We start from the raw sequence: 5,477 nt of genomic DNA on the forward strand, positions 1-5,477 counted from the left end.
CAGGGTGTGTTGTTTGAGAACTCAATAGTGTGTTTGGTGGTTTTTGTTTGTTGTTGTTTTTTGCCACATTCTTGGCCGCCCCGTGGTTGGGGGTGTGGTGTTTTTTGCCAGAGTTTTCTGGTTTTTTGTCAGGTATTTCTGAATGGCCTTTTTTGGGTTTTGTTTGGAGAGTTTGATCCTGGCTCAGGACGAACGCTGGCGGCGTGCTTAACACATGCAAGTCGAACGGAAAGGCCCCTTCGGGGGTGCTCGAGTGGCGAACGGGTGAGTAACACGTGGGTGATCTGCCCTGCACTCTGGGATAAGCCTGGGAAACTGGGTCTAATACCGGATAGGACCGCGCATCGCATGGTGTGTGGTGGAAAGCTTTTGCGGTGTGGGATGGGCCCGCGGCCTATCAGCTTGTTGGTGGGGTTATGGCCTACCAAGGCGACGACGGGTAGCCGGCCTGAGAGGGTGTCCGGCCACACTGGGACTGAGATACGGCCCAGACTCCTACGGGAGGCAGCAGTGGGGAATATTGCACAATGGGCGGAAGCCTGATGCAGCGACGCCGCGTGAGGGATGACGGCCTTCGGGTTGTAAACCTCTTTCAGCCTCGACGAAGCGAAAGTGACGGTAGGGGCAGAAGAAGCACCGGCCAACTACGTGCCAGCAGCCGCGGTAATACGTAGGGTGCGAGCGTTGTCCGGAATTACTGGGCGTAAAGAGCTCGTAGGTGGTTTGTCGCGTCGTCCGTGAAATCCCATGGCTTAACTGTGGGCGTGCGGGCGATACGGGCAGACTTGAGTACTGCAGGGGAGACTGGAATTCCTGGTGTAGCGGTGGAATGCGCAGATATCAGGAGGAACACCGGTGGCGAAGGCGGGTCTCTGGGCAGTAACTGACGCTGAGGAGCGAAAGCGTGGGGAGCGAACAGGATTAGATACCCTGGTAGTCCACGCCGTAAACGGTGGGTACTAGGTGTGGGTTTCCTTCCTTGGGATCCGTGCCGTAGCTAACGCATTAAGTACCCCGCCTGGGGAGTACGGCCGCAAGGCTAAAACTCAAAGGAATTGACGGGGGCCCGCACAAGCGGCGGAGCATGTGGATTAATTCGATGCAACGCGAAGAACCTTACCTGGGTTTGACATGCACAGGACGACTGCAGAGATGTGGTTTCCCTTGTGGTCTGTGTACAGGTGGTGCATGGCTGTCGTCAGCTCGTGTCGTGAGATGTTGGGTTAAGTCCCGCAACGAGCGCAACCCTTGTTCCATGTTGCCAGCGCGTTATGGCGGGGACTCATGGGAGACTGCCGGGGTCAACTCGGAGGAAGGTGGGGATGACGTCAAGTCATCATGCCCCTTATGTCCAGGGCTTCACACATGCTACAATGGCCGGTACAAAGGGCTGCGATGCCGTGAGGTGGAGCGAATCCTTTCAAAGCCGGTCTCAGTTCGGATCGGGGTCTGCAACTCGACCCCGTGAAGTCGGAGTCGCTAGTAATCGCAGATCAGCAACGCTGCGGTGAATACGTTCCCGGGCCTTGTACACACCGCCCGTCACGTCATGAAAGTCGGTAACACCCGAAGCCAGTGGCCTAACCCTTTGGGGGGGAGCTGTCGAAGGTGGGATCGGCGATTGGGACGAAGTCGTAACAAGGTAGCCGTACCGGAAGGTGCGGCTGGATCACCTCCTTTCTAAGGAGCACCGATACCGGATTCCCCCGTGCCTTACTGGATGTGAGGGTTGTTCACGGTTGGGAGAGTGCGCCGGGGCCTGTAGTGGGTTTCCCGGTGGGTGCGCAACAACAAACGTTTTCGCGTGAAGTGACGTTGAGTGGCTTTGCGTGGGGGATTGCCAGACACACTGTTGGGTCCTGAGACAGCAGACCCGTGGGTTTTGCCTGGCTGTGATGGCTGGGTGGGGCCGGCCCTCTTGTTGGGGGTGGGTTGTTGTCGCCTCATCTTGGTGGTGGGGTGTGGTGTTTGAGTTGTGGATAGTGGTTGCGAGCATCCAAGCGATGGCCGTGTGTTCCTGCTCTGGGGGGTTTCCTTTGGGGTGGGGGTGGTTGTTGTTTGGTTGTGCAATTTTGTTGTTTGAACACATTTTTGGTTTTTGTGTTTGTAAGTGAATCAGGGCGCATGGTGGATGCCTTGGCATTGGGAGCCGATGAAGGACGTGGGAGACTGCGATATGCCTCGGGGAGTTGTCAACCGAACGAAGATCCGAGGGTGTCCGAATGGGGAAACCCAGCACGAGTGATGTCGTGTTACCTGCCGGTGAATATATAGCCGGTAGGGGGGAACGCGGGGAAGTGAAACATCTCAGTACCCGTAGGAAGAGAAAACAAATAGTGATTCCGTTAGTAGTGGCGAGCGAACGCGGAGGATGGCTAAACCGTATGCATCGATGACCGGGTAGGGGTTGTGTGTGCGGGGTTGTGGGAGTGTTGTGTCCGGGTCTACCCGCCTGGAGGGCAGTGAGAAAGTGTTGTGGTTAGCGGAAGTGGCCTGGGATGGTCTGCCGTAGACGGTGAGAGCCCGGTACGTGAAAACCCGACACCTGCCTTGCGATGTTTCCCGAGTAGCAGCGGGCCCGTGGAATCTGCTGTGAATCTGCCGGGACCACCCGGTAAGCCTGAATACTTCCCGATGACCGATAGCGGACGAGTACCGTGAGGGAATGGTGAAAAGTACCCCGGGAGGGGAGTGAAAGAGTACCTGAAACCATGCGCCTACAATCCGTCAGAGCCTTCCCTTTTTGGGTGGGGTGATGGCGTGCCTTTTGAAGAATGAGCCTGCGAGTCAGGGACATGTCGCGAGGTTAACCCGTGTGGGGTAGCCGTAGCGAAAGCGAGTCTGAATAGGGCGTATCCGCTGGTTATGCTGGTGGTGTAGTGGCGTGTTCTGGACCCGAAGCGGAGTGATCTACCCATGGCCAGGGTGAAGCAGCAGTAAGATGCTGTGGAGGCCCGAACCCACTTAGGTTGAAGACTGAGGGGATGAGCTGTGGGTAGGGGTGAAAGGCCAATCAAACTCCGTGATAGCTGGTTCTCCCCGAAATGCATTTAGGTGCAGCGTCACGTGTTGCGTGCTGGAGGTAGAGCTACTGGATGGCCGATGGGCCCTACTAGGTTACTGACGTCAGCCAAACTCCGAATGCCGGCACGTTGTAAGCGTGGCAGTGAGACGGCGGGGGATAAGCTCCGTGCGTCGAGAGGGAAACAGCCCAGATCGCCGGCTAAGGCCCCTAAGCGTGTGCTAAGTGGAAAAGGATGTGCAGTCGCGAAGACAACCAGGAGGTTGGCTTAGAAGCAGCCACCCTTGAAAGAGTGCGTAATAGCTCACTGGTCAAGTGATTGTGCGCCGATAATGTAGCGGGGCTCAAGCACACCGCCGAAGCCGCGGCAATACGTATGTATTGGGTAGGGGAGCGTCCCCTCACCAGCGAAGCAGCAGAGTGATCTAGCTGTGGAGGTGTGGGGAGTGAGAATGCAGGCATGAGTAGCGATAAGGCAAGTGAGAACCTTGCCCGCCGAAAGACCAAGGGTTCCTGGGCCAGGCCAGTCCGCCCAGGGTGAGTCGGGACCTAAGGCGAGGCCGACAGGCGTAGTCGATGGACAACGGGTTGATATTCCCGTACCCGTGTGTGAGCGCCCCTGACGAAACAGCGGTACTAACCACCCAAAACCGCATCAACTCCGCGCCTTCGGGCAACGAGGGATGCGGGGCTGCGTGGGACCTTCGCTGGTAGTAGTCAAGCGATGGGGTGACGCAGGAAGGTAGCCGTACCAGTCAGTGGTAATACTGGGGCAAGCCCGTAGGAAGAGATCCAGGCAAATCCGGGTCTCACATATTCCGAGAGGTGACGCATAGCCGATTGAGGCGAATTCGGTGATCCTATGCTGCCGAGAAAAGCCTCTAGCGATGCACACACACGGCCCGTACCCCAAACCAACACAGGTGGTCAGGTAGAGAATACCAAGGCGTACGAGTGAACTATGGTTAAGGAACTCGGCAAAATGCCCCCGTAACTTAGGGAGAAGGGGGACCGGAACACCGTCAACACCCTCGCGGTGGGAAGCGGGATCCGGTCGCAGAAACCAGTGAGAAGCGACTGTTTACTAAAAACACAGGTCCGTGCGAAGTCGCAAGACGATGTATACGGACTGACGCCTGCCCGGTGCTGGAAGGTTAAGAGGACCGGTTAGTGGACGCAAGTCCGCGAAGCTGAGAATTTAAGCCCCAGTAAACGGCGGTGGTAACTATAACCATCCTAAGGTAGCGAAATTCCTTGTCGGGTAAGTTCCGACCTGCACGAATGGCGTAACGACTTCTCAACTGTCTCAACCATAGACTCGGCGAAATTGCACTACGAGTAAAGATGCTCGTTACGCGCGGCAGGACGAAAAGACCCCGGGACCTTCACTACAACTTGGTATTGATGTTCGATGCGGTTTGTGTAGGATAGGTGGGAGACTATGAAACCCGCACGCCAGTGTGGGCGGAGTCGTTGTTGAAATACCACTCTGATCGTATTGAACCTCTAACCTCGGACCGTCTATCCGGTCCAGGAACAGTGCCTGGTGGGTAGTTTAACTGGGGCGGTTGCCTCCTAAAAAGTAACGGAGGCGCCCAAAGGTTCCCTCAACCTGGACGGCAATCAGGTGTTGAGTGTAAGTGCACAAGGGAGCTTGACTGCGAGACTGACACGTCAAGCAGGGACGAAAGTCGGGACTAGTGATCCGGCACCCCCGAGTGGAAGGGGTGTCGCTCAACGGATAAAAGGTACCCCGGGGATAACAGGCTGATCTTCCCCAAGAGTCCATATCGACGGGATGGTTTGGCACCTCGATGTCGGCTCGTCGCATCCTGGGGCTGGAGCAGGTCCCAAGGGTTGGGCTGTTCGCCCATTAAAGCGGCACGCGAGCTGGGTTTAGAACGTCGTGAGACAGTTCGGTCTCTATCCGCCGCGCGCGTCAGAAACTTGAGGAAACCTGTCCCTAGTACGAGAGGACCGGGACGGACGAACCTCTGGTACACCAGTTGTCCCACCAGGGGCACCGCTGGATAGCCACGTTCGGACAGGATAACCGCTGAAAGCATCTAAGCGGGAAACCTTCTCCAAGACCAGGTTTCTCACCCATCAAGTGGGATAAGGCCCCCCGCAGAACACGGGATCGATAGACCAGACCTACACACGCAGCAATGCGCCCAGGGAACTGGCACTAACCGGCCGAAAACTTACACACACAACAAACCGCAACCACACCACACAATTCCCACACCACACCCCCCACCAAAAACACCAAAGCCCCCCACACCAACACACACGGCAACAAAGGGGCCACACCACAACAAAAAAATAGAGTTACGGCGGACACAGCGACAGGGAAACGCCCGGACCCATCCCGAACCCGGAAGCTAAGCCTGCCAGCGCCGATGATACTACCCAACCCGGGTGGAAAAGTAGGACACCGCCGAACACACATTAA

The 5,477-nt window shown here is 56.7% G+C and carries 3 rRNA genes; all 3 read left to right on the plus strand.

Features of this window, described 5'->3' with window-relative positions:
- Positions 1-160: 160 nt before the first annotated feature.
- Positions 161-1,680 (plus strand): 16S ribosomal RNA (locus tag B8W67_RS19770).
- A 424-nt stretch (positions 1,681-2,104) separates the two neighbouring features.
- Positions 2,105-5,234: ribosomal RNA gene (locus tag B8W67_RS19775) — 23S ribosomal RNA — on the plus strand.
- Positions 5,235-5,354: 120 nt separating this feature from the next.
- A 5S ribosomal RNA gene (gene rrf / locus B8W67_RS19780) occupies positions 5,355-5,468 on the plus strand.
- Together the 16S, 23S and 5S rRNA genes form the textbook arrangement of a ribosomal RNA operon.
- Positions 5,469-5,477: the final 9 nt, after the last annotated feature.

It is taken from the genome of Mycolicibacillus koreensis (genome assembly GCF_002104795.1).
GTDB lineage: Bacteria > Actinomycetota > Actinomycetes > Mycobacteriales > Mycobacteriaceae > Mycobacterium > Mycobacterium koreense.